Here is a 22,324-nt window from a genome sequence, read left to right as displayed (position 1 = left end):
TGGAGACTTTCATGAGCCAGGCAGATTTCATCATCATCGGCGGCGGGATTGCCGGCGCTTCCACCGGTTTCTGGCTGTCGCCCCACGCCAAAGTGATCGTGCTCGAACGTGAATCGCACCCGGCCTATCACTCCACCGGGCGTTCTGCCGCGCTGTACACCGCCGCCTACGGTACGCCGCAGGTGCGGGCGCTGACACTGGCCAGCCGTGAGTTTTTCGACCATCCGCCGAGCGGTTTCTGTGAGCACCCATTGCTGACACCGCGCGGCGAAATGACCGTGGACTTCAGCGGTGACGCCGCCGAGCTGAACAACCAGTACCTCAGCGCCAAAGCCACAGTGCCAGAAATGCAGCTGCTCAGCGCCGACGAAGCCTGCGCCCGTCTGCCGATCCTGCGTCGGGAAAAAGTCCACGGCGCGATCTACGATCCGACCGCCAGTGACATCGACACCGACGCCCTGCATCAGGGCTACCTGCGCGGTATCCGCCGCAACAACGGCGAGGTGCACACCGATTGCGAAGTGCTGGGCCTGACGCGCGACGCCGCTGGCCTCTGGCAGGTGCAAACCAACGGTCAGACCTTCCGCGCGCCGGTCATCATCAACGCCGCCGGCGCCTGGGCTGACCAGATCGGCGCGCTGGCTGGCGCCCAGGCGCTGGGCCTGCAACCGAAACGCCGTGCGGCGTTCATTTTCGCCGGCCCCGAGGGCGTGGACATTCATCACTGGCCGATGCTGGTCAGCCTCGACGAATCGTTCTACATGAAGCCCGACGCCGGGATGTTCCTCGGCTCGCCGGCCAACGCCGACCCGGTCGAACCGCATGACGTGCAACCGGAAGAGCTGGACATCGCCATGGGCATCTATCAGATCGAAGAGGCTACGACCCTGACTATCCGCCGCCCGACCCGCACCTGGGCCGGACTGCGCAGCTTCGTCGCCGACGGTGATCTGCTCAGCGGTTTCGATCCGCAGGTGCCGGGGCTGTTCTGGGTCGCGGCCCAGGGCGGTTACGGTATTCAGACTTCACCGGCCATGGGCCAGGCCAGCGCGGCATTGGTGCGTGGTCAGCCGTTGCCTGAGTCGTTGCAGCAGTTCGGCCTGAGCAGCGCCATGCTCTCCCCTTCACGACTGCGCTGATGCCCCCTGCGGATGACGCGCCCAACGGATTGCGGCACACTCGCAGCGCCCCCGTGCACGGGGGCGCTGACGCCGCCTGGAGCTCCACAATCATGACCGCCCCCGAATTCGATCCGGCACTGGATAACTTCCGTGCCATCGCCGACGCCATCGCCACGCTGTTCTTTCCCCACGCCGAAGTGGTGCTGCACGACCTGCGCACGCAGAAGGTCGACTACATCGCCAACAACCTGTCCAAGCGCGAGATCGGCGACGATTCATCGCTTGAAGACATGCTCAGCGAGGAGGTCAGCGAGCGCAACATCGGCCCGTACGAAAAGCTCAATTGGGACGGCCAGAAAATCCGCAGCCTGAGCACCGTGCTGCGCGACCACGATGAGCGGCCGCTGGCGGTGCTGTGCATCAACCTGAATATTTCGCTGTTCGAGAATGCCAAGGCTGCGCTGGATCTGTTCCTGTCGCCGAGCAAACTGATCCCGCAGCCGGATTCACTGTTTCGCGATGACTGGCAGGAACGCATCAACACCTTCCTCCACGCCTGGCTGCGCGAGCGGCAGCTGAGCCTGAATCTGCTGACCCGCGATCACAAGCGCGAACTGGTATTGGCCCTGCACGCCGAAGGCGCGTTCAAGGGCAAGAGCGCCTCGAACTATGTGGCCAATGTGCTGAACATGGGGCGGGCGACGGTGTACAAGCATTTGAAGGAATTGAAGGGCTGAAGATCTGCATTGGCAGTTCTGGCCCCATCGCGAGCAGGCTCACTCCTACAGTTGGAATGCGTTCCCCTGTAGGAGTGAGCCTGCTCGCGATAGCGGACTATCAGTCGCCGTAGATGTCGGACTTGAAATACTTCTGGGAAATCTTCTGATACTCGCCACTCGCCCGAATCCCGTCGATGGCCGTGTTCAACTCACTGACCAGCTCGGTATTGCCCTTGCGCACCGCGATCCCCGCGCCCTCGCCCACGTACTTCGGATCCTTCAGCTCCGGCCCGACAAACGCATAGCCCTTGCCGCGTGGCATCGACAGGAAATCGTTCAGCGGGATGGTGTCGGCGAAAATCGCATCGAGCCGCCCGGCCGCCAGGTCCATGTAGATTTCTTCGTTATTGCCGTAGCGCTTGACGTTGATGCCCTTCGGTTCGAACACCTCGGTAGCATAACGATCGGTGGTGGTGGCGCGCTGCACGCCGACGGTTTTGCCCTTGAGGCTGGCGTACTGGTCGTCGACCGTGGCGCCTTCCTTCATCACCAGCCGTGACGACGTGAAGTAGTACTTGTGGGTGAAATCCACCGACTTCTTGCGGTCTTCGTTGATGGTCATCGACGACAAAGCCATGTCGATTTTCTTCACTTTCAACGAAGGAATCAGACCATCGAACTCACCCTCGACCCACACACACTTGACCTTCATCTGCGCGCACAGGGCGTTGCCGATGTCGTAGTCGAAACCGACGATTTCACCCTTGTCGGTTTTCGAAGCGAACGGTGGATAAGCGGCCTCGATGCCGATGCGCAGGGTTTTCTCGGCGGCAAACGAGCTGGTGCACGCCAACAGGCTCAGGGCCAGACCGGTGATCAGGGGGAGTTTCTTCATGTTCGTTCTCTCGCGGGTTGTTGTTGGTTTGGCAAGACAGAAGAAAAGAGCTGGAACGGAATTTTGTACTTGTAAATCCATACTGGACTTTTACGTACAAACCGTCAATCAGATGAAAGAGGCAGGATTTTTTGCGTGGCGGATGACGCCTTCGCGAGCAAGCCCGCTCCCACATTGGAATGCGTTCTCCTGTGGGAGCGGGCTTGCTCGCGAAGACGGACTTGAAGGCGCTATAAAAACTATTTTTTCCAGCGATCCGCAGCGGCATGATCACTGTCACGCCCCTCGACCCAGCGCGGGCCGTCGCTGGTGGTTTCTTTTTTCCAGAACGGCGCGCGGGTTTTCAGGTAGTCCATGACGAAGGCGCAGGCGTCGAACGCCGCCTGGCGATGGGCGCTGGCCGCACCGACAAACACGATCGGCTCGCCAGGCTCCAGCGCGCCGATGCGGTGCAGCACTTCCAGCTTCAGCAACGGCCAGCGCTGCTCGGCCTCGACGGCGATCTTGCCAAGGGCTTTTTCGGTCATGCCCGGATAATGCTCGAGGAACATACCCGCCACATCCAGCCCGTCATTGAAGTCGCGCACGTAGCCGACAAAACTCACCACCGCGCCGACACCGACATTCGCCGCGTGCATCGCGTTGACTTCAGCGCCGGGATCGAACGCCGTGGACTGCACCCGAATCGCCATGCCTCAGCCTCCGGTCACGGTGGGGAAAAACGCCACTTCGTCGCCATCGCTCACCGGCTCGTCGAGCTGGCACAGGTCTTCGTTGCGTGCGCACATCAGGTTCTGTTCGCTCAGCACTTCGGCGCCCTCGCGTTGCGCGAGCAGTGCACGCACAGCGTCGACCGTGGCGAAATCGCCTTCGACCTCCACCGAGTCCACGCCCAGCGCTTCACGATAACGGGCAAAGAATTTAACCGTCAGCTTCATGGCTGCTCCGCCTGAAAATGCCCGCTCTTGCCGCCGACCTTCTCCAGCAGACGCACGCTTTCGATGATCATGCCGCGATCCACCGCTTTGCACATGTCATAGATGGTCAGTGCGGCGACGCTGGCAGCGGTCAGTGCTTCCATCTCGACGCCGGTCTGCCCCGACAGCTTGCAGCGGGCGACGATACGCACGCTGTCGTCACCTTCAGCGCTGAGTTCGACCTTGACCCCGGTCAGCATCAGCGGATGGCACAGCGGGATCAGATCACTGGTTTTCTTCGCCGCCTGAATGCCGGCAATGCGCGCCACGGCAAACACGTCGCCCTTGGGATGGCCGCCGCTAACGATCATCTGCAGGGTTTCGGGGAGCATGCGCACCAGCGCTTGGGCCGTCGCCTCACGGAACGTCACGGCTTTTTCGGTGACGTCGACCATGTTGGCGCGACCTTGGGAATCGAGATGAGTCAGCACGGGATTACTCCTGATCAGGAGCAGGGATTGTAAACCTGTGGGTCAAATTTCCGCATCACTGATTATGAATTCACCACTATCCCCTGTGGGAGCGGGCTTGCTCGCGAAAGCGGTGTATCAGGCACACATTTGGTGGCTGACACACCGCTTTCGCGAGCAAGCCCGCTCCCACATTGGGTGATGTGTTCATCCATAAAAAACGGGCGGCTGTCAGGCCGCCCGTTTTCTGGTGGAGGGTTACAAATGCGATTCGGCGTATTCGGCCAGAATCGAGCGTGGCACCCCTTGCAGGGTGATGTGCACCCCGTTGGGGAAATCCTTGAAGCGTTCGGTCAGGTAGGTCAGCCCGGAACTGGTCGCGGACAGGTAAGGGGTGTCGATCTGTGCCAGGTTGCCCAGGCACACCACTTTGGAACCGGCACCGGCCCGGGTGATGATGGTTTTCATCTGGTGCGGCGTGAGGTTCTGGCATTCGTCGATCAGGATCAGGCTCTGCTGGAAGCTGCGACCACGAATGTAGTTGAGCGATTTGAACTGCAACGGCACTTTGCTGAGGATGTAATCGACGCTGCCATGGGTGTTTTCGTCATCCATGTGCAAGGCTTCGAGGTTGTCGGTGATGGCGCCCAGCCAAGGTTCCATTTTTTCCGCTTCAGTACCCGGCAGGAAGCCGATTTCCTGGTCCAGGCCCTGCACGCTGCGGGTCGCGATAATGCGGCGATAGCGTTTGCTGACCATGGTCTGCTCGATCGCCGCGGCCAGTGCCAGAATGGTTTTGCCGGAACCGGCGGCACCCGACAGGTTGACCAGGTGGATATCCGGATCCAGCAGCGCATACAGCGCCAGGCTCTGGTAGATGTCGCGCGGTTTGAGGCCCCAGGCTTCCTGATGCAGCAACGGTTCCTGATGCAGGTCGAGGATCAGCAGCTTGTCTTCCTGAATTTCCTTGATCCAGCCGACAAAGCCTTGTTCGTCAATGATGAACTCGTTGATGTGCACCGCCGGCAGGTTGTCGATCAACTGCACCTGATGCCAGGTGCGGCCGTGATCCTGACGGGTTTCGACCTTGCTCACGCGGTCCCAGAAGGAGCCGGTCATGTTGTGGTAGCCGTTGGGCAGCAGGGACACGTCATCGACCAACTGGTCGGTGCTGTAGTCCTCGGCATCGATCCCGCAGGCGCGCGCCTTGAGGCGCATGTTGATGTCTTTGGTGACCAGCACCACGGCCTTCTTCGGATCACGGGTGTGCAGGTCGATCAGTTGGTTGATGATTTTGTTGTCGTTCAGATGCTCGGGCAGAATCAGGTTCGATTCGGCCTGTTTGCTCATCAGAATTGACAGCAAGCCCTTCGGCCCGCCCTTGCCGCGCTGAATCGGCACACCCAGCTCGACGTCCTCGGGGGAGGCATCGCCCAGGGTCTTGTCGATCAGCCGGATCGCCTGGCGGCATTCGGCAGCAACGCTGTGATGGCCGCTCTTGAGCTTGTCCAGCTCTTCGAGCACGGTCATCGGGATCGCGACGTGGTGTTCTTCGAAATTCAGCAGGGCATTTGGATCGTGAATCAATACGTTGGTATCGAGTACATAAAGGATTGGCTGGTTGGAAGAAGGGCTACGTCCGTGATCATCCATACTCGGTCACCTTTGTGGGAGCCATTCGACGCAATACCTGGGCGGTGCTGCGCCTCGAAGTGACTGCCGAATTCATCCACGAGGGCCTGGATGAACTGCACACAAAAGGAGTCTTGGAAGACGCCACCTGTGTTGCAGGTTTCGGCGGTCTGTCTTCGTAATACTCCAAAACCCATGACATAAAAAAGCACTTTGACGGTTTTTTTAAGTTTATTTTGCAGAGTGACGAAAAGCCCTTGGCGGACCGTCCAGACCCCGCTAAAGTCGGAAGTCCGCCTGCATCGAACTCTCTAGAAAAATCGCCCCAAGCCCAATGTTTCCGGGCTTTTTCCGTTTGTCAGCGAAGCCCGTCCTGACAGTCCTCAAAGCCGATGCCGCTTTGCGCAGTTTGCGTGATCAGCCACGGCAACGCGGTCTTCACCGCATCCTGTTTCATGTTGAAATTGATCACCCCGTGACGCCACAGCAGCATCAGGGTCAGCACCCGCTGCGCACTCTGCGCGCCCTTGAGCTTGCCGGCGCCGTCCTGGGCATCGATGTCCCACAGCGCCACTTGCAGGCCCTGATTGCGGAAGAAGCTGCCGGCATCACTGCGGCGCTGCCCCTCCGGCGGACGGAACAGTGGCACATAGTTCTCCGGCAACTTGTTCTTCACCAGATCGGCGCTGCGGCGCACCGAGTCCTGCCAGTCCTGCCAATAGCTGTGGGAACGGAACTCCCAACCCTGCACGCCCACACACTGTTTCGAGAACTCCGATTGCAGGTTGCTCACCGAGCGATCGGCCAGACGCGCCTGCACATCCTTGCCCAACAGGAAGAACGTGCCGCTGAGATTGGATTTGCGCAGGTAGTCGGCGATCCAGTCGGTGTTGTCCGGCTGCAGGTTTGCAGCGCTGTCGAAACTCAGCAGAAACAATCGATCGTGCATCTCGTCGCCGTTGCGCTCGTAGTCGCCGAAATGATCGACTTCGCTGCTGGTCTGCGGCGACAGCGCGGCCTTGCGCATCAGCTCGTCCAGGTACTGCAGATGGAACAAGCGGCTCGGCTCGGCCCACTTGGTGTAATAGCTGTCGTCGCTGACCACGAACTTGGCGGCCTGCTCGCGCAGGGTAGGCAGGTCTTCGACGAGGAAGCAGAACGAGGCATCCTGATCGCAGCTCTGCTGGGCGAAGTTGTAGTTGGCCAACAGACGTTCCCAAAGCCGCTGACGCAGGTGGCTGATCGCGTCGACGTTGACCGTGCGCAGCCCAAGGCGCTGGGCCAGCGCGGCCTCGTCCAGCGCCTCGGTGCCGAGCAGGCCCCGGGCGAACATGAGGATTTCCGCGCGCGAGGCGACGTCGAACAGCGTCGGGCTGCTCAGTTGCTCCGGCCAGGTGCTGCGATCCAGCGTCGCCACATCGCCCGGCGCCGCCATGGCCCCGAAGCTCAACAGCCACGCGGTGAATAAAAGAACAATGCGCAAAGGGGTGTCTCCATAACCAAACCCGCGCGGCACTATAGCTGATGTGCAAGCTTCAAGGACGCTGCCCTCACCCCAGCCCTCTCCCGGAGGGAGAGGGAGCCGATCTTCATGTTTTCAAACCTGAGTTCGACTGGATATTTCAGGTCGATGTATGACTCTAGAACAACACGGTCAGCTCCCTCTCCCTCCGGGAGAGGGCTGGGGTGAGGGGAAAATCCACCAGCCGTCGCAAAAGCCCGAGCTTCCTGATACCTATTACCCTCATAGCTGGAGTCCACTCGGCCAACCCCCTAGAATCGCCCCCACGATAAAAGGAGACGACTTCATGCTGATGGTGATTTCCCCCGCCAAGACCCTCGATTACGAAACACCGCCGGCGACCCAGCGCTTTACCCAGCCGCAATACCTCGATCACTCTCAGGAGCTGATCCAGCAGCTGCGCGAACTGAGCCCGGCACAGATCAGCGAACTGATGCACGTGTCCGACAAGATCGGCGGCCTGAATGCCGCGCGTTTCGGCAGCTGGACGCCCGCCTTCACCCCGGAAAACGCCAAGCAGGCGCTGCTCGCGTTCAAGGGTGACGTGTACACCGGCCTCGACGCGCAATCGTTCAGCGAAGCTCAGTTCGACTATGCGCAAAAGCACTTGCGCATGCTCTCCGGTCTCTATGGCCTGCTGCGTCCGCTGGACCTGATGCAGCCGTATCGTCTGGAAATGGGCACCAAACTGGCCAACGCCCGTGGCAAGGACCTGTACGCGTTCTGGGGCACGCGCATCAGCGAATGGCTCAACGAAGCGCTGGCCGATCAGGGCGACGATGTGCTGCTGAACCTGGCCTCCAACGAGTACTTTTCGGCGGTCAAACGCAGCGCCCTGAACGCCCGGATCATCAACACCGATTTCAAGGACCTGAAGAACGGCCAGTACAAGATCATCAGCTTCTACGCGAAGAAGGCCCGCGGCCTGATGAGCCGTTTCGTGATTCAGGAAAAAATCAACGATCCTGCCCTGCTCAAGCAGTTCGATGTGCAGGGTTATCGCTACAGCGCCGAGCAATCGAAACCGGACAATCTGGTATTTCTGCGCGACCACGCCCCGGAATAAAGCATGCCCATTGCACGACTCTTTCTATAAAGAGTCGTGCAGCTCGCACGACGTCAAAAATCCCTCGCAACATTTCGCCGTTTTATTGGCGCCATAAAATCGTCCTGCCCAATTCTAATTTTAGTTTCACTCGACAGCCGCACTTTTTTTCAGTAGTGGCACGTAAATTTTTTTACGGTAGTGGCACAAAACTATCTAGCTCGATTACGCACCGATTAACAAAGGCCCAAATCGAAAGTGCTATCAAATTGAGACCAGTGCCATCTTTGGCAATATTTCAAAAAATTTCAGATTTCGCGATGAGCGGGTAGGAACTATGTCCAAATGCATAGCTCATACCACCGGTAACGATTCTCGCCGAGTTTGTACGAGATAACTTACGCAGAGCGGAGAACCATGTAACCAAGTTGTCACAGCAACTTGCCTAGATGGTTCACTCATCTGATCAACTAACGATGGATAGGTGATACGCACCATAAACATCCTCTACAAGGCCAAGGCTGCGCCCCTGTAATTGTGCTCGCCTGAGCACCCAACCGCTTGATCTACGGGCCTTTCGTCCGACATCAGGTGGACTGAACACATGCACGAGAGTCTTCCAGCAAGAAGATCCGCTGCATAACAGGGCAAGTCATAACAACTAAGGCCTAGTTGCGCACATCTTGAGTGCACTTATTTAGACACTCGGAACTTAGTATGCCTGCACACGGCATTGTGGCGCCTGTATGCCGCACTTTCGAGTGCACTATGACCGCTGAACACCATTAACTCCGGCCATCTAATGGCTTGATAAAACACAGAGGTAATTGCGATGCGCATCAGCATATTTGGTTTGGGTTACGTTGGCGCAGTGTGTGCCGGTTGCCTGTCTGCACGGGGCCATGACGTGGTTGGCGTCGATGTTGCCAAAGACAAGATCGACATGATCAACGCCGGCAAGTCGCCGATTGTGGAACCGGGTCTGGGCGAACTTCTGGCTCAGGGTATCGAGACCGGTCGTCTGCGCGGTACGACCAACTTCGCCGAGGCGATTCGTGACACCGACCTGTCGATGATCTGCGTCGGTACGCCGAGTAAGAAGAACGGCGACCTGGAACTGAACTACATCGAGGCGGTGTGCCGCGAGATCGGTTTCGTACTGCGTGAAAAAACCACCCGCCACACCATCGTGGTACGCAGCACCGTGCTGCCGGGCACCGTCGCCAACGTGGTGATCCCGATCCTCGAAGACTGCTCGGGCAAGAAGGCCGGTGTCGATTTCGGCGTCGCGGTCAACCCGGAATTCCTGCGTGAATCCACCGCGATCAAGGACTACGACCTGCCACCGATGACCGTCATCGGCGAGTTCGACAAAGCCTCGGGCGACGTTCTGCAATCGCTGTACGAAGAACTCGACGCGCCGATCATCCGCAAGGACATCGCGGTCGCCGAGATGATCAAGTACACCTGCAACGTCTGGCACGCAACCAAGGTCACCTTCGCCAACGAGATCGGCAACATCGCCAAAGCGGTCGGCGTCGATGGTCGTGAAGTGATGGACGTGGTCTGCCAGGACAAGACCCTCAACCTGTCCCAGTACTACATGCGCCCGGGCTTCGCCTTCGGCGGTTCGTGCCTGCCCAAAGACGTGCGCGCCCTGACCTACCGTGCAGGTTCGCTTGACGTCGAAGCACCGTTGCTCAACTCGCTGATGCGCAGTAACGAATCGCAAGTGCAGAACGCCTTCGACATCGTTGAAAGCCACGACAAACGCAAAGTCGCCCTGCTCGGTCTGAGCTTCAAGGCCGGTACCGATGACCTGCGCGAAAGTCCGCTGGTGGAACTGGCCGAAATGCTGATCGGCAAGGGCTACGACCTGAGCATCTACGACAGCAACGTCGAGTACGCCCGTGTTCACGGCGCGAACAAGGACTACATCGAGTCGAAGATCCCGCACGTGTCGTCCCTGCTCAACTCGGACTTCGATTCGGTGATCGACAACTCCGACGTGATCATCCTCGGCAACCGCGACGAGAAATTCCGCGCGCTGGCCCAGGAAGCACCGCAAGGCAAACAGGTCATCGACCTGGTCGGCTTCATGGCCAAAGCCACCAACCCGGGTACTCGCACTGAAGGTATCTGCTGGTAAAGCAGCGCCAAGCGACAAGCCTCGAGCTGCAAGCAAAGCGTTTCGCTTGCAGCTCGAAGCCTCTCTTACCTCGGATGACGTCGATGACCAAGCTCAAACATTTCTTTCTGCAATCCGCCGGCTGGCTTTTGTTTCTAAGCCTGTTGTTGGGCCTGGCCTTGATGCTGCCCACGTCCACGTTCGACTCCGAGTCGAAGGACTTTATTTTCCTGATTGGCGCCGTGGGTATCTGGCGCTATTCGATGGGTGCAACGCACTTTGTGCGCGGCATGATTTTTCTCTACATCGTTTACCCGCACCTGCGCCGCAAAGTGCGCAAGCTGGGTAAAGCGGCGGATCCGTCGCATGTGTTTCTGATGGTCACCAGTTTCCGCATCGACGCGCTCACCACCGCGCAGGTCTACAGCTCGGTGATCCGCGAAGCCATCGACTGCGAACTGCCGACCACCGTGGTCTGCTCGATCGTCGAAATGTCCGATGAGCTGCTGGTGAAAGCGCTGTGGGCGCGGATGAATCCGCCGGACCGCGTGAAGCTCGACTTCGTGCGCATTCCCGGCACCGGCAAGCGCGATGGCCTGGCCTACGGTTTCCGCGCGATCTCTCGCCACCTGCCGGACGACCGCGCCGTGGTGGCCGTGATCGACGGCGACACCGTGCTTGGCGAAGGCACCGTACGCAAGACCGTGCCGTGGTTCCAGCTGTTCGGCAATGTCGGCGGCCTGACCACCAACGAGTTCTGCGAAGTGCGCGGCGGCTACATCATGAGCGAATGGCACAAGCTGCGTTTCGCCCAGCGTCACATCAACATGTGCTCGATGGCCCTGTCCAAGCGCGTGCTGACCATGACCGGGCGCATGTCGGTGTTCCGTGCCACCGTGGTCACCGACCCGGAATTCATCGCCGACGTCGAAAGCGACTCCCTGCAACACTGGCGCCTGGGCCGTTTCAAGTTCCTCACCGGCGACGACAAGTCGAGCTGGTTCAGCCTGATGCGCCTGGGTTACGACACCTTTTACGTGCCGGACGCCGCGATCAACACCGTTGAGCATCCGCCGGAAAAGAGCTTCATCAAGGCCAGCCGCAAACTGATGTTCCGCTGGTACGGCAACAACCTGCGCCAGAACTCGCGAGCGCTGGGCCTGGGTGTGAAACGCCTCGGCGCCTTCACCTCGGTGGTGCTGTTCGATCAGCGCGTATCGATGTGGACGTCGTTGCTGGGCCTGACCGTGGCGATCATCGCCAGCTTCAAGTACGGCGGCGCGTTCATCCTCGCCTACCTGCTGTGGATCGGTATCACCCGCCTGATTCTGACCCTGCTGCTGTCGTGCTCCGGTCACCGGATCGGCCCGGCCTATCCCGTGATTCTGTATTACAACCAGATCGTCGGTGCGCTGGTGAAGATCTACGTGTTCTTCCGCCTCGACCAGCAATCCTGGACGCGCCAACCCACTTCCCTGACCCGTGATCTCGCCAGCTTTCAACGTTGGTTCAACACCTGGTCGTCTCGGACCATGACCTTCTCCGCCGGCAGCATTTTCGTCGCCGTGCTGCTGATGATGGTCTGACCTGCCCCTATTGAATTAACAAGGAAATCGCCCCCATGAATACCGCCGTCAACGCCAACGTAGTGCATGAATCCGAAGCCCAGCGTCAGCACGCCCGAGTGAAAATCCCGGCCAAACTGCGTTTCTTCGGCCCCGACCGGACGCCGGTCGAAGCGCGGGTCCTCGACCTGTCCGCCGGTGGTCTGGCGTTCAACGCCGGGCAACTGCCGCTGACCCTCGGCGAGGTGTACAAGGCACGCCTGCAATTCGTCATCGACAACCTCGGTCTGGCCATGGACGTCGAACTTCAAGTGCGCTCCTACGATCGCCAGAGCGGCCGCGCCGGTTGCCAGTTCCAGAACCTGGAACCGCAGGATATTTCCACCCTGCGCCACCTGATCACTTCGCACCTGGCCGGCGACATCGTCAGCATGGGTGAAGTGCTGGCGACCCTGCAGCGCGACAACTTCACCAAGGCGCGCAAGGTCAAGGACGGCGGCAGCGGCATGACCCCGTTCGGGCGTCTGAAAGCGGTGACCTTCAGCGCCGGCATTTTCGCCATCGGTCTGGTCGCTTTCGGTTTCGTCTTCAAGTCGGTGTACGGCATGTACTTCGTCAGCCACGCGCAAGCAGGTCTGGTCAGCGTGCCGGGAATGAACATCACCATGCCGCGTGACGGCACCGTGCAGAGCCTGGTCAAGTCTGACGGCGTGGCCGCCAAAGGCGCGCCGCTGGCGACCTTCAGCACCAGCATGCTCGACGTGCTCAAGGGCCATCTGGACGAAGACCAGTTGCAACCGGCCAAGGTTGAAGAACTGTTCGGCAAGCAGATGACCGGCACCCTGACTTCGCCGTGCGATTGCACCGTGGCCCAGCAACTGGTGGCGGACGGTCAGTACGCGAGCAAGGGCGATGTGATCTTCACCCTGGTGCCGCGCAACACCCAGGCCACCGTCGATGCACGCTTCTCCTATCGCCAGTTCGGCGACGTGCGCCCAGGTACGCCAGTGAGCTTCCAGATTGCCGGCGAAGACCAGACCCGCACCGGCAAGATCGTCAGCAGCACCAGCCTGAAAAGCGCCGACCTGTCCTCCGACATCCGCGTGCAGATCCAGCCGGACGAACCGCTGGACAGCAGCTTCGCCGGCCGCCCGGTGGAAGTGAACAGCGACCGTGGCCCGAACCTGAACTGGCTGATCGACAAAGCCATGGCTGCCGGTCTTTAAGTCGAGGACATGCCTGTGACGATTCCTACTCTTTTGAACACGCCGCAGCCCTTGTGGGAGCGGGCTTGCTCGCGAATGCGGTTCAACATTCAAAATCAGTTTGGGCTGACACACCGCCTTCGCGAGCAAGCCCGCTCCCACATGGGTCCGCTGTGTGCAGTCGCACTGGCAGTCAGTCTGGCCGGTTGCGCCGGCCTGCCCGACCAACGCCTGGCCAACGAAGCGCTCAAGCGTGGCGACACTGCCACCGCCGCGCAGAACTACCGCGCATTGGCGGATCTGGGTTACAGCGAGGCGCAAGTCGGTCTCGCCGATATCCAGGTCGACAGCCGCGACCCCGAGCAGATCAAACAGGCCGAGGCGACTTACCGTGCCGCCGCCGACGTGTCGCCACGGGCCCAGGCCCGTCTCGGGCGCCTGCTGGTAGCCAAGCCGGGTTCCACCGAAGCCGAGCACCACGAAGCCGAAAGCCTGTTGAAAAAAGCCGCCGCCAATGGCGAAGGCAACACGTTGATCCCGCTGGCGATGCTGTACCTGCAATACCCGCACAGCTTCCCGAACATCAACGCTCAGCAGCAGATCGATCAGTGGCGCAAATCCGGTTACCCGGAAGCCGGTCTGGCGCAGGTGCTGCTGTATCGCACCCAAGGCACTTACGACCAGCATCTGGATGACGTGGAAAAGATCTGCAAGGCCGCGCTCAACACCACCGACATCTGCTACGTCGAACTGGCCACGGTCTATCAGAAACGCGCCCAGCCGGAGCAACAGGCCGAGCTGATCAAGCAGATGCAGGCCGGTTACAGCCGTGGCACGGTCAGCGCGCAGCGCGTCGATTCGGTGGCCCGCGTGCTGGCCGATTCGACCCTGGGCAAGACCGACGAGAAGACCGCGCAGTCGCTGCTCGAACCGGTCGCACCGGGCTACCCGGCATCGTGGGTGACCCTCGCGCAACTGCTCTACGACTTCCCGGAACTGGGCGACGTCGATCAGATGATGAAGTACCTGGACAACGGCCGCGCCGCCGACCAGCCGCGCGCCGAACTGTTGCTGGGCAAGCTCTACTACGAAGGCAAACTGGTGCCGGCCGACGCGAAAGTCGCCGAAGAACACTTCCAGAAAGCCGTCGGCCGCGAAGTCGCCGCCGACTATTACCTCGGCCAGATCTATCGCCGTGGTTACCTGGGCAAGGTCTACCCGCAGAAGGCCCTCGACCACCTGCTGACCGCTGCGCGCAATGGCCAGAACAGCGCCGATTTCGCCATCGCCCAACTGTTTTCCCAAGGCAAGGGCACCAAGCCCGACCCGCTCAACGCCTACGTATTCAGCCAATTGGCCAAGGCGCAGAACACCCCGCAAGCCGATGAACTGGCGACCACCCTGGCAGCACAATTGCCGCCCGAGCGTCTGGCCGAAGCCCAGCGCCTGCTGCAACAGGAACAGGCCAGCCGTGGCGCCCTGAACCAGAACACGCTGCAACTGCACGCCCTGCAAGAAGAAGACGGCGAGGAATCCCTATGAAGTTGAATCCCTTTGTGAAGGCCGGCATTGGCCTCACGTTCGCGCTGATCTGGTCTTGCCCGACACTGGCCGCGATCACTGAAACCAAGAACTTCGGTCTGGAAGTAAAAATCACCGGCCAGTCCGAAGACGACCGCGACCTCGGCACCGCCAGCGGTGGCGACGTCAACGGTGTGGGCCTCGACCTGCGTCCTTGGATCTACGGCGAAAGCGGCGCGTGGAGTGCCTACGCCATGGGTCAGGCCGTGACCTCGACCGACATCATCGAGACCGACACCTTGCAGCAGTCGGACGGTGAGCAAACCACCGACAACAGCGACCGCAAAACCAAGAAAAACTACTTGGCGATGCGCGAGTTCTGGGTCGGCTACAGCGGCCTGACGCCGTACCCCGGCGAGATGCTCAAGCTCGGTCGCCAGCGCCTGCGCAATGACGACGGGCAATGGCGCGACACCAACATCGAAGCGCTGAACTGGACCTTCGACACCACCCTGTTGCGCGCCAACGTCGGTGTCGCCGAACGCTTCAGCGAATACCGCACCGACCTCAAAGAGCTCGCGCCGAAAGACAAGGATCGCCTGCACGCCTACGCCGATGCCGCCTATCAGTGGACCCCGGGTAACTGGGTCGGCATTCGCGGTCATCACACCCACGACAACGGCAAGCTCGATTACGCCGAACCGGGCGTGCCCCGCGACACCCTCGACAAAACCCAGAACGGCGACATCAGCTGGCTCGGTCTGACCGCCGACAGCGACGCCTACAACTGGCGCAACACCAACACCGTCAACTACTGGGGCAGCATCACTGGCATGAGCGGCGACCTCGATTCGGTCAACCCGCTGAACGCCGATGGCAGCCGTCCGGCCCAAGCCAAGCGCAGTGATGACATCAACGGCTGGGCCACCGACCTGGGCGTGCGCCTGCGCCTCGATCCGCAGTGGCAGGTCGGTGCGGCCTACGCTCGCGCCAGCGCCGATTACCAGCAGAACGGTCTGGAAAGCAACCGCTCCAACTACACCGGTACCCGCTCGCGCGTGCACCGTTTCGGCGAAGCGTTCCGTGGCGAAATGAACAACATGCAGACTGCCACCCTGTTCGGTTCGTGGATGCTCAACGACCAGTACGACGCCAGCCTGATCTACCACAAGTTCTGGCGCGTGGACGGCAACAAGCCGGTGGGCAGCAACGGCATCAACGCCGTGGAAAACAACACCGACGACGTCACTGGCGCGATCCTCTCCAGCACCTCGCTGCCGCTGCAGGATGGCAACAAGGACCTGGGCCAGGAAATGGATCTGGTGGTGACCAAGTACTTCAAGCAAGGCCTGTTGCCGGCGGCGTTGAGCCAGTCGATCGACGAACCGTCGGCGCTGGTGCGTTTCCGTGGCGGCGTGTTCAAGCCGGGTGATGCCTATGGCAGCCAGGTCGATTCGTACATGCACCGCGCGTTCATCGACGTGATCTGGCGCTTCTGATGCAAACCGCCAAGGGAGTGCCCGACATGCACCATGCAAGGAAAGGCTCGCTCAGCCTGTTGGCCGGCGCCATGCTGCTGGCCTCCGCTGGCGCGTTCGCCACGGTGGAACCGGCCAAGCCTGTGACCACCGCCAAAGAGCTGCAACAAGCCAAGACCTACACCGTCAGCAGCGCGCCGACCGAGGCGCTGGAACTGGCCAAGCCGAAACTGCCCGACCTCTCCGGCTTCACCGCCGAAGCCGCTGCCGCGAAGATCAATCGCAGCAAACCGGGCAAGATCAGCGTGCGCCGGATGATGCAGGAAGACGCCCTGAAGGACTTCATCGGCGGCGACAACAAGATGGCCGAATGGGTGGTGCGTCAGCACGGCATCCCGCAGGCGATCTTCGTCGACGACGGTTACCTGAACCTCAAGGATCTGGCGCAGAAGCTGCCCAAGCAGTACTTCAGCGAGACCTCGCCGGGCGTGTACCTGGCGAAGCTGCCAATCGTGGTAGGCCGTAAAGGCATCCTCGAAATCGACGGCCAGACCCAGGAGTTGCGTCTGTCGCAAGAGGCCGGCTCGTTCCTGGTCAACGACGGTCAGCTGTTCGTGCGTGACACCAAAGTCACCGGCTGGCGCGAGAAGGACAACGGCCCGGCCACCTTCCGTTCGCCGAAGGAATTCCGGCCGTTTCTGCTGGCCTGGGGCGGCACCGAGACCTACATCGTCAACAGCAAGATGGCCAGTTTCGGCTACGCCAACAGTAAGTCGTACGGGGTGAGTATTTCCCAGTACACGCCGAACATGGCCAAGGTGCTCAAGCGCCCTGAACCGACCGGCTGGATCGTCGGCTCCGAGTTCTCCGACATGTGGTACGGCTTCTACTGCTACGAGACCCGCGACTTCGTGGTCAAGGGCAACACCTACAAGGACAACATCGTCTACGGCATCGACCCGCACGACCGTTCCCACGGTCTGATCATTGCCGAGAACACCGTCCACGGTACGAAGAAGAAGCACGGCATCATCATTTCCCGAGAAGTGAACGACAGCTTCATCTTCAACAACAAGAGCTACGACAACCACCTCTCGGGCCTGGTGATCGACCGTAACAGCGTCAACAACATCATCGCCTACAACGAGATCTACAAGAACCACACGGACGGCATCACGCTTTACGAGTCCGCCGACAACCTGCTGTGGGGCAACAAGGTCATCAGCAACAAACGTCACGGCATCCGCATTCGTAACAGCGTGAACATCCGCCTCTACGAAAACGTCGCCATGGCCAACGGGCTGACCGGCGTCTACGGCCACATCAAGGACCTGACCGACACCGACCGTGACATCAAGCTCGACCCGTTCGACGCGCAAGTCTCGCTGATCGTGGTCGGCGGTGAACTGGCGGCCAACGGCAGCGGCCCGATGGCCATCGACTCGCCATTGAGCGTCGAGCTGTATCGCGTATCGATGCTGGCGCCGACCAAATCCAGCGGCATCAGCTTCAACGGCATCCTCGGCGAGCGCCAGGATGAAATTCTCGACCTGCTGGTGCGCCAGCAGAAAGCCGTGCTGATCGACCCTGTCGAACGCCAGACCGAATTGCAGGACTGAGGATAATTTTATGCACCCACACTTGATCAGATTACTCAGCCTGTCGGCCCTGACCGTGGGCATTCTGGCGGCCAGCAATGCTGCCCGCGCCGATGACGCGGCGGGCGCCACCCCGCCAAAATTCAGCGCCGAACCGTGCTGCAACCTGTGCCCGGCCGCGCACGACGCGAAGAACTACACCACGCGTTATCAGCAAAACTTCACCACCCTGGTGCAGGCGCAGGGCGACTGGCTGTTCCGTACCCAGGAAGATTTGCGCACCGAGTTCAACACCACCCCGGCCGGCTACAAACGCCTGCAACAGCTGCACGATGCGTTCAAGGCCAAAGGCGTCGAACTGGTGATCGTCTATCAGCCGACCCGTGGCCTGGTGAACCGCAACAAGCTCAACCCGCAGGAAAAAGCCGCGTTCGATTACGAGAAAGCGCTGGGCAACTACAAGACCATGCTCGGCCGTTTCGCGCAGATGGGTTACGTGGTGCCGGACCTGTCGCCGCTGACCAACGAATCGCTGCCGGACACCCTGCCCGCCCACGATTTCTACTTCCGCGGCGACCAGCACTGGACGCCATACGGCGCTCAGCGCACAGCGAAAATCGTCGCCGAGAAGGTCAAGCAGATCCCGGCCTTCGCCGACATTCCCAAGCGTGAATTCGAAACCAAACGCACCGGACGCATGGGCAAGACCGGCACCCTGCACAACATGGCCGGGCAACTGTGCGGCACCAGTTACGCGATCCAGTACATGGACCAGTTCACCACCGAGCCGAAAGGCGAGGCCGGTGACGGCGACCTGTTCGGTGATTCCGGCAACCCGCAAATCACCCTCGTGGGCACCTCGCACAGCGGCAAGAACTACAACTTCGCCGGCTTCCTCGAAGAGGCCATTGGCGCCGACATTCTCAACGTCGCCTTCCCCGGCGGTGGTCTCGAAGGTTCGATGCTGCAGTACCTCGGTAGCGACGAATTCCAGAAGACTCCGCCGAAGATTCTGATCTGGGAATTCTCGCCGCTGTACCGCCTCGACCAGGAAACCATCTATCGCCAGATGATGTCTCTTCTCGACAACGGCTGCGAAGGCAAAGACGCGCAAATGTCCGCCAGCACCACGCTCAAGCCTGGCGGCAAACAGGAACTGCTGGTCAACAGCAAAAACCTGAACCTGCAGAACAGCAGCCATCAGGTCGACATCCGCTTCGCCGACACCTCGGTGAAAACCCTGCAAGCCACCCTCTGGTACATGAACGGTCGCCACGAGGACATCAAGATCGAGAAACCGGAAACCTCCGACACCGACGGTCGTTTCGCCTTTGAGCTGCGCACGGACGAAGACTGGGCCTCGCAAAATCTGCTGGCAGTCGAAGTCCAGGGCCCGGAAGCGGGCACCGCGCCGCAAAAAGTCGAAGCGAAAATCTGCAAACGCAACGTATTCCCGGGCGCTGGGCCACAAACCGCTCAGCTCGGGCAATGAGGTCTGCTATGCGAAATCGAACGATCAAACACTTGCTTGCGCCATCCCTGCTGACCCTGGCGATGTTCGCCGGGGCCACTCAGGCCGCCGCGCCACTGCGTCCGCCGCAGGGCTACTTTGCTCCTGTGGATAAATTCAAGAGCGGCGACAACAGCGAAGGCTGCGATGCGATGCCCGCGCCGTACACCGGGCCGCTGCAATTTCGCAGCAAGTACGAAGGCTCGGACAAGGCCCGCGCGACCCTGAACGTGCAGTCGGAAAAAGCCTTCCGCGACACCACCAAGGACATCACCACGCTGGAGCGCGGCACCGCCAAACGAGTGATGCAGTTCATGCGCGACGGTCGTCCGGAGCAGCTCGACTGCACGCTGAACTGGCTGACCGCGTGGGCCAAGGCCGATGCGTTGATGTCGAAAGACTTCAACCACACCGGCAAATCGATGCGCAAATGGGCGCTGGGCAGCATGGCCTCTTCGTACATTCGCCTGAAGTTCTCCGACTCGCATCCGCTGGCCACGCATCAGCAAGAAGCGCAGCAGATCGAGGCGTGGTTCAGCAAGATGGCCGATCAGGTGGTCAGCGACTGGGACAACCTGCCGCTGGAAAAAACCAACAATCACTCGTACTGGGCCGCGTGGTCGGTGATGGCGACCTCGATCGCCACCAACCGTCGCGACCTGTTTGATTGGGCGGTGAAGGAATACAAGGTCGGGGTCAATCAAATCGACGCCGACGGCTTCCTGCCCAACGAACTGAAGCGCCAGCAACGCGCCCTCGCCTATCACAACTACGCCCTGCCGCCACTGGCGATGATCGCCAGTTTCGCCCAGGTCAACGGTGTCGATCTGCGTCAGGAAAACAACAGCGCGCTCAAGCGTCTGGGTGACCGGGTGCTGGCCGGGGTAAAAGACCCGGATCAGTTCGAGAAGAAGAACGGCAAAGAGCAGGACATGACCGACCTGAAAGAGGACATGAAATTCGCCTGGCTCGAACCGTTCTGCACCCTCTACACCTGCCCGGCGGATGTGATCGAGAAGAAGCACGGCATGCAACCGTTCAAGACCTTCCGCCTCGGTGGCGACCTGACCAAGGTCTACGACCCGTCCCACGAGAAGGGCTAAAAGCCCCTCACCCTAACCCTCTCCCGGAGGGAGAGGGGACTGACCGAGGTGTTTTTGAGAAATCCGCCGACCTGATACATCCAGTCGATCTCAGGTGTTGAAAAACAATCGAGATCAGGCTGCACAGAAATACCGAGTCGATCTCGATATTGGCAGCGCCAGAGATCAGGCTCCCTCTCCCTCCGGGAGAGGGCGGGGGGTGAGGGAAAGATTTCAAGTCCCTCCGCAACCCTGAAAGAAACACGCATCACCCCTCCAATAGCACGGGGGGTTTGGGGGGGCTTTGGCCCTTGACTGTTGGTTCAAACATGGAGAGATCGGGATGGTATTTTCATCCAACGTGTTCCTGTTTCTGTTCTTGCCGATCTTTCTCGGCTTGTACTACTTGAGCGGGCAACGCTATCGCAACCTGTTGCTGCTGATCGCCAGCTACGTGTTCTACGCGTGGTGGCGGGTGGACTTCCTGGCGCTGTTCGCCGGCGTCACCCTGTGGAACTACTGGATCGGCCTGAAAGTCGGTGCCGCCGGCGTGCGCACCAAACCGGCACAGCGCTGGCTGCTGCTCGGCGTGGCGGTCGACCTGTGCATCCTCGGCTACTTCAAATACGCCAACTTCGGCGTGGACAGCATCAACGCGATCATGACCTCGTTCGGTCTGGAACCGTTCATCCTGACCCACGTGCTGCTGCCGATCGGCATCTCGTTCTACATCTTCGAATCGATCAGCTACATCATCGACGTGTATCGCGGCGACACCCCGGCCACCCGCAACCTGATCGACTTCGCGGCGTTCGTGGCGATCTTCCCGCACCTGATTGCCGGCCCGGTCCTGCGTTTTCGCGACCTCGCCGACCAGTTCAACAACCGCACCCACACCCTCGACAAGTTCTCCGAAGGTTGCACGCGGTTCATGCAGGGTTTCATCAAGAAAGTCTTCATCGCTGACACCCTCGCCGTGGTCGCCGACCACTGCTTCGCCCTGCAAAACCCGACCACCGGGGATGCCTGGCTTGGTGCGCTGGCGTACACCGCGCAGCTGTATTTCGACTTCTCCGGCTACAGCGACATGGCCATTGGTCTGGGCCTGATGATGGGTTTCCGCTTCATGGAAAACTTCAAGCAGCCGTACATCAGCCAGTCGATCACCGAGTTCTGGCGCCGCTGGCACATCAGCCTGTCGACCTGGCTGCGTGACTACCTGTACATCACCCTCGGCGGTAACCGTAAAGGCACGCTGATGACCTATCGCAACCTGTTCCTGACCATGCTCCTGGGTGGTCTGTGGCACGGCGCGAACATCACTTACATCGTCTGGGGCGCCTGGCACGGCATGTGGCTGGCGATCGAAAAAATGCTCGGCATCAACACCTCGCCGCGCAGCCTGAACCCGATCCGCTGGGCGCTGACCTTCCTGCTGGTGGTGATGGGCTGGGTGATCTTCCGTGCCGAAAACCTGCACGTCGCCGGGCGCATGTACGGCGCGATGTTCAGCTTCAGCGACTGGTCGCTGTCGGAACTCAACCGCGCCAGCCTCACCGGTCTGCAAGTGGCGACCCTGGTGGTGGCGTACGCAACCCTGGCGTTCTTCGGCCTGCGTGATCTGTACACCAACCAGCCTCCGGTGAAGAGCAAACCTGAAGTCAACGTCGAAGCCAACGGCCCTGCCACCGCGACCCCGGGCATGATCAAAGCCGCGCCTGGCGAAAACCCGGCGAGCATCCACGAGCCTGGCTACACCGTCGGCGTCGAGGCGCAGGTGCAACCGGCCTACTGGACGGCGGACTGGTCACGCTACGTGATGCGCGGGCTGATCCTGCTGCTGTTCATCGCCTCGATTCTCAAACTCTCGGCGCAAAGCTTCTCGCCGTTCCTTTACTTCCAGTTCTGAGGGATCT

18 protein-coding genes are annotated in these 22,324 nt (G+C 60.4%); 12 read left to right on the top strand and 6 right to left on the bottom strand.

The window, feature by feature from the left end:
- The first annotated feature begins 11 nt into the window (after positions 1–11).
- Together KCG87_RS22965 and KCG87_RS22960 are read left to right on the top strand one after the other, a co-directional pair.
- Positions 12–1,139, top strand: coding sequence for an FAD-binding oxidoreductase (locus tag KCG87_RS22965; protein WP_210558936.1), 1,128 nt, complete (start codon positions 12–14; stop codon positions 1,137–1,139).
- Between the two features lie 92 nt (positions 1,140–1,231).
- Positions 1,232–1,858 carry a PAS domain-containing protein gene (locus KCG87_RS22960; protein ID WP_098967310.1) on the top strand — a complete coding sequence of 209 codons (627 nt, stop codon included), beginning with the start codon at positions 1,232–1,234 and terminating at the stop codon, positions 1,856–1,858.
- Positions 1,859–1,958: 100 nt separating this feature from the next.
- Here the strand turns inward: KCG87_RS22960 and KCG87_RS22955 are convergent, their stop codons facing one another.
- The 6 genes from KCG87_RS22955 to KCG87_RS22930 all read right to left on the bottom strand — a co-directional run bounded on the left by KCG87_RS22955 (position 1,959) and on the right by KCG87_RS22930 (position 7,237).
- Entirely contained in the window at positions 1,959–2,735 is a 777-nt protein-coding gene (locus KCG87_RS22955) for an ABC transporter substrate-binding protein (protein WP_027610934.1), read from the bottom strand.
- Between the two features lie 239 nt (positions 2,736–2,974).
- Positions 2,975–3,427, bottom strand: a complete 453-nt coding sequence (gene moaE, locus KCG87_RS22950; RefSeq protein WP_103484926.1) for a molybdopterin synthase catalytic subunit MoaE — start codon at positions 3,425–3,427, stop codon at positions 2,975–2,977.
- A gap of 3 nt (positions 3,428–3,430) precedes the next feature.
- Positions 3,431–3,673, bottom strand: coding sequence for a molybdopterin converting factor subunit 1 (moaD, locus tag KCG87_RS22945; RefSeq protein WP_027610933.1), 243 nt, complete (start codon positions 3,671–3,673; stop codon positions 3,431–3,433).
- Entirely contained in the window at positions 3,670–4,143 is a 474-nt protein-coding gene (moaC, locus tag KCG87_RS22940; protein WP_027610932.1) for a cyclic pyranopterin monophosphate synthase MoaC, read from the bottom strand. The genes moaD and moaC overlap by 4 nt, the downstream gene beginning before the upstream one ends.
- Before the next feature lie 237 nt (positions 4,144–4,380).
- The gene (locus tag KCG87_RS22935) at positions 4,381–5,775 is read right to left on the bottom strand and encodes a PhoH family protein (protein ID WP_027610931.1); all 1,395 of its coding nucleotides are present in this window, start codon (positions 5,773–5,775) and stop codon (positions 4,381–4,383) included.
- Between the two features lie 337 nt (positions 5,776–6,112).
- Complete coding sequence (locus KCG87_RS22930) at positions 6,113–7,237, bottom strand: polysaccharide deacetylase family protein (protein WP_210558935.1); 1,125 nt, start codon at positions 7,235–7,237, stop codon at positions 6,113–6,115.
- A 325-nt stretch (positions 7,238–7,562) separates the two neighbouring features.
- On the opposite strand from KCG87_RS22930, the gene yaaA reads away from it, so the two are divergent.
- The 10 genes from yaaA (at position 7,563) to KCG87_RS22880 (ending at position 22,317) form a co-directional block, all read left to right on the top strand.
- The gene (yaaA, locus tag KCG87_RS22925) at positions 7,563–8,342 is read left to right on the top strand and encodes a peroxide stress protein YaaA (RefSeq protein ID WP_108181747.1); all 780 of its coding nucleotides are present in this window, start codon (positions 7,563–7,565) and stop codon (positions 8,340–8,342) included.
- 811 nt (positions 8,343–9,153) lie between these two features.
- Positions 9,154–10,470: a UDP-glucose/GDP-mannose dehydrogenase family protein gene (locus tag KCG87_RS22920; protein WP_047601441.1), complete on the top strand. Its 1,317-nt coding sequence runs from the start codon at positions 9,154–9,156 to the stop codon at positions 10,468–10,470.
- A gap of 83 nt (positions 10,471–10,553) precedes the next feature.
- Positions 10,554–12,035, top strand: coding sequence for a mannuronan synthase (gene alg8, locus KCG87_RS22915; RefSeq protein ID WP_171061828.1), 1,482 nt, complete (start codon positions 10,554–10,556; stop codon positions 12,033–12,035).
- Positions 12,036–12,070: 35 nt separating this feature from the next.
- Positions 12,071–13,240: an alginate biosynthesis protein Alg44 gene (locus KCG87_RS22910; RefSeq protein ID WP_098967301.1), complete on the top strand. Its 1,170-nt coding sequence runs from the start codon at positions 12,071–12,073 to the stop codon at positions 13,238–13,240.
- A 15-nt stretch (positions 13,241–13,255) separates the two neighbouring features.
- A complete protein-coding gene (gene algK / locus KCG87_RS22905; RefSeq protein ID WP_210558934.1) occupies positions 13,256–14,761 on the top strand; it encodes an alginate biosynthesis TPR repeat lipoprotein AlgK in 1,506 nt (501 codons plus the stop codon).
- Entirely contained in the window at positions 14,758–16,239 is a 1,482-nt protein-coding gene (locus KCG87_RS22900; RefSeq protein WP_027610925.1) for an alginate export family protein, read from the top strand. The genes algK and KCG87_RS22900 overlap by 4 nt, the downstream gene beginning before the upstream one ends.
- Positions 16,240–16,265: 26 nt before the next feature.
- On the top strand, positions 16,266–17,837 hold the full coding sequence (gene algG, locus KCG87_RS22895; protein ID WP_097086741.1) for a mannuronan 5-epimerase AlgG: 1,572 nt from the start codon (positions 16,266–16,268) through the stop codon (positions 17,835–17,837).
- 10 nt (positions 17,838–17,847) lie between these two features.
- Positions 17,848–19,308 (top strand): alginate O-acetyltransferase, encoded by a 1,461-nt coding sequence (locus KCG87_RS22890; protein WP_210558933.1) that lies wholly within the window; start codon positions 17,848–17,850, stop codon positions 19,306–19,308.
- Between the two features lie 8 nt (positions 19,309–19,316).
- Positions 19,317–20,429: a mannuronate-specific alginate lyase gene (locus tag KCG87_RS22885; RefSeq protein WP_098967296.1), complete on the top strand. Its 1,113-nt coding sequence runs from the start codon at positions 19,317–19,319 to the stop codon at positions 20,427–20,429.
- Positions 20,430–20,751: 322 nt separating this feature from the next.
- Positions 20,752–22,317, top strand: coding sequence for an MBOAT family protein (locus KCG87_RS22880; protein WP_007969546.1), 1,566 nt, complete (start codon positions 20,752–20,754; stop codon positions 22,315–22,317).
- The last annotated feature ends 7 nt before the right edge of the window (positions 22,318–22,324 follow it).

Source organism: Pseudomonas sp. MWU347 (assembly GCF_017947305.1).
Classification (GTDB): domain Bacteria; phylum Pseudomonadota; class Gammaproteobacteria; order Pseudomonadales; family Pseudomonadaceae; genus Aquipseudomonas; species Aquipseudomonas putida_A.
Note: the sequence above shows the minus strand (reverse complement) of the source record. Positions and strands in the feature narration are given on the sequence as shown.

Coding starts and splice junctions, on each gene's coding strand:
- KCG87_RS22935 (WP_027610931.1), bottom strand. CDS start 5,775: ATGGATGATCACGGACGTAGCCCTTCTTCCAACCAGCCAATCCTTTAT.
- KCG87_RS22900 (WP_027610925.1), top strand. CDS start 14,758: ATGAAGTTGAATCCCTTTGTGAAGGCCGGCATTGGCCTCACGTTCGCG.
- KCG87_RS22890 (WP_210558933.1), top strand. CDS start 17,848: ATGCACCCACACTTGATCAGATTACTCAGCCTGTCGGCCCTGACCGTG.
- KCG87_RS22885 (WP_098967296.1), top strand. CDS start 19,317: ATGCGAAATCGAACGATCAAACACTTGCTTGCGCCATCCCTGCTGACC.
- moaE (WP_103484926.1), bottom strand. CDS start 3,427: ATGGCGATTCGGGTGCAGTCCACGGCGTTCGATCCCGGCGCTGAAGTC.
- algG (WP_097086741.1), top strand. CDS start 16,266: ATGCACCATGCAAGGAAAGGCTCGCTCAGCCTGTTGGCCGGCGCCATG.
- KCG87_RS22880 (WP_007969546.1), top strand. CDS start 20,752: ATGGTATTTTCATCCAACGTGTTCCTGTTTCTGTTCTTGCCGATCTTT.
- KCG87_RS22910 (WP_098967301.1), top strand. CDS start 12,071: ATGAATACCGCCGTCAACGCCAACGTAGTGCATGAATCCGAAGCCCAG.
- KCG87_RS22960 (WP_098967310.1), top strand. CDS start 1,232: ATGACCGCCCCCGAATTCGATCCGGCACTGGATAACTTCCGTGCCATC.
- alg8 (WP_171061828.1), top strand. CDS start 10,554: ATGACCAAGCTCAAACATTTCTTTCTGCAATCCGCCGGCTGGCTTTTG.
- KCG87_RS22920 (WP_047601441.1), top strand. CDS start 9,154: ATGCGCATCAGCATATTTGGTTTGGGTTACGTTGGCGCAGTGTGTGCC.
- KCG87_RS22955 (WP_027610934.1), bottom strand. CDS start 2,735: ATGAAGAAACTCCCCCTGATCACCGGTCTGGCCCTGAGCCTGTTGGCG.
- KCG87_RS22965 (WP_210558936.1), top strand. CDS start 12: ATGAGCCAGGCAGATTTCATCATCATCGGCGGCGGGATTGCCGGCGCT.
- moaD (WP_027610933.1), bottom strand. CDS start 3,673: ATGAAGCTGACGGTTAAATTCTTTGCCCGTTATCGTGAAGCGCTGGGC.
- yaaA (WP_108181747.1), top strand. CDS start 7,563: ATGCTGATGGTGATTTCCCCCGCCAAGACCCTCGATTACGAAACACCG.